The 1,784-nt window shown below is 69.6% G+C and carries 1 protein-coding gene; it reads right to left on the bottom strand.

From position 1 onward, the window contains the following. Window positions 1–121: 121 nt before the first annotated feature. Window positions 122–1,729, bottom strand: a complete 1,608-nt coding sequence (locus ACRDSQ_RS05055; RefSeq protein WP_431419215.1) for a trypsin-like serine protease — start codon at window positions 1,727–1,729, stop codon at window positions 122–124. Window positions 1,730–1,784 lie beyond the last annotated feature (55 nt).

The following is a 1,784-nucleotide window of genomic DNA, read 5'->3' on the forward strand; positions in this document are numbered from 1 at the left end:
TGGCTTCGTTGACCGGCTGGAACACGGCGTTGTCGCCCGCGGGGCAGCTGTTTCCCGTCGACTACGCGGAACGGCCTGCCGGTGAAGTCACCGACAGGCCGTTCCGGGTGTCCAGAGTGGATCAGGCGTCGAGGCGTTGGGTTGTGCCCGAGCTGATTCCGGTGGTGGTCACGGTGAGATCGTCATAGAAGGTGTGCACGGGGTCGTCGGGATGGTTGTCGTCGCGGTTGACCAGGGTCAGGGTGTAGCTGTGGCCGGCGATCAGCTGGGCGGTGCCTTGTTTCCATCCTTGACCGTTCGTGCAGGTCTTGGCCAGCGGCGTCGTCGACGTGCCCGCTGTGTCGTCGGTGAGTGTCGCCTTGGCCCACGCGTACTTCACGGTGTCCGGGCACGTCTGCGCGTACCAGAAGGACAGTTGGCCGGACGGCGGCGCCGTGAAGGTCTGGCGCACGGTGGACTCGCCGTTGGTGGCGGTGGTCGCGCCGAGTCGGACGGCGTGAGTGCCGCCGTGGGCGCCGCTGTTGACCACAGTGGAGCTTGCGCCCGTGCCGCCCGCCGTCCAGCCGGAGAGGTCGCCTGCTTCGAAGCCGCCGTTGGCCAAGCCGCCGCCACCGCCGCCGACCGTGAGCGCGACCGTGGCCGTCTTCGTCGCCGACATCCCGGTGCCCGTGACCGTGATCTTCGCGGCGCCGGGGGTGGCGGACCCGGTGGCGGAGAGCGTGAGCGCCGAACTGGAGCCGGCCGTCACCGTGGCGGGGTCGAACGTCGCGGTGACGCCGGCGGGCATGCCGGTGGCCGCGAGCGCGACGGACTGAGCCGCGCCGCCCGTCACGGTCGTCGTGATCTTCAGGGTGGCCGACTGTCCCGGTTGGACGGACAGGGTGTCCGGTGCGGCGGCGAGGGAGAAGTCGTTGCCGGTCGGATCGCCCAGCTGGGCACGGATCCGGGCCTCGTACTGGGTGATCTTGGCGCCCACCTGCGGGCCCGCGCAGTTCGAGTCACCGGACTCGATCAGGCCGACCAGCCGGTACCCCGCGGGCGTGCTCGCGACCAGCGGACTGCCGCTGTCCCCGGAGCACACCCCGAGCGTGTCGTTCTTGACCGGGCCGAAGCAGAGCTGCTTCTCCGGGGTGAACGTCCAGCCGATGTTCTCGCAGCCCCCGGACGCGTCCGGGTCGATGATCGGCAGCGTCGCCTTCTTCATGACCGGGTCGTAGTCGGCGCTGGTCGTGCCCGCCCCGGACTTCCCCCACGTGGACAGTGTGGTCGAGGTGCCGACCGCGTTGAGCCCGGTGTCGGTCGCGAGGGGGAGCAGTGAGCTCGGGGACCCGAGGTTCCGGTCGAGGGTCAGCACGGCCACGTCGTCGCCCGCCAGGCTGCCCCACTGGTACTCGGGGACCTTCCAGAACGAAGTGATCTTCGCGACCGTGCCCGCGGTGGTGGTGAGGTCGGTGCGGCCCCAGATCACCGTTTTGTCCTTGATGTCGCCGTACGCGGGGTCCATGCAGTGTGCGGCGGTGACGACCTTGTTCGGCCGAACCAGCGCGCCGCCGCACGACACCTTCTGCGGGTGGGCGCTGCCCGCCCTGGTGATCACCACAGTCCACGGGTACTGGTCGTGGGTGGTGTGCTCACCGCCCTTGACCGCGAGCGCCGAACTCGCTGCCGGAACCAGGGTCGCCACGACGGCGGCGACACAGAGCCCGGCCTTGATGACGAGACGTCTCATTGTCGTTCCTTTCCGTCTAGAGGGTGATCGACCAGGAGTCGAGAGTGCCGCTGTC

Source organism: Actinokineospora sp., assembly GCF_050699995.1.
Taxonomy (GTDB): Bacteria; Actinomycetota; Actinomycetes; order Mycobacteriales; family Pseudonocardiaceae; genus Actinokineospora.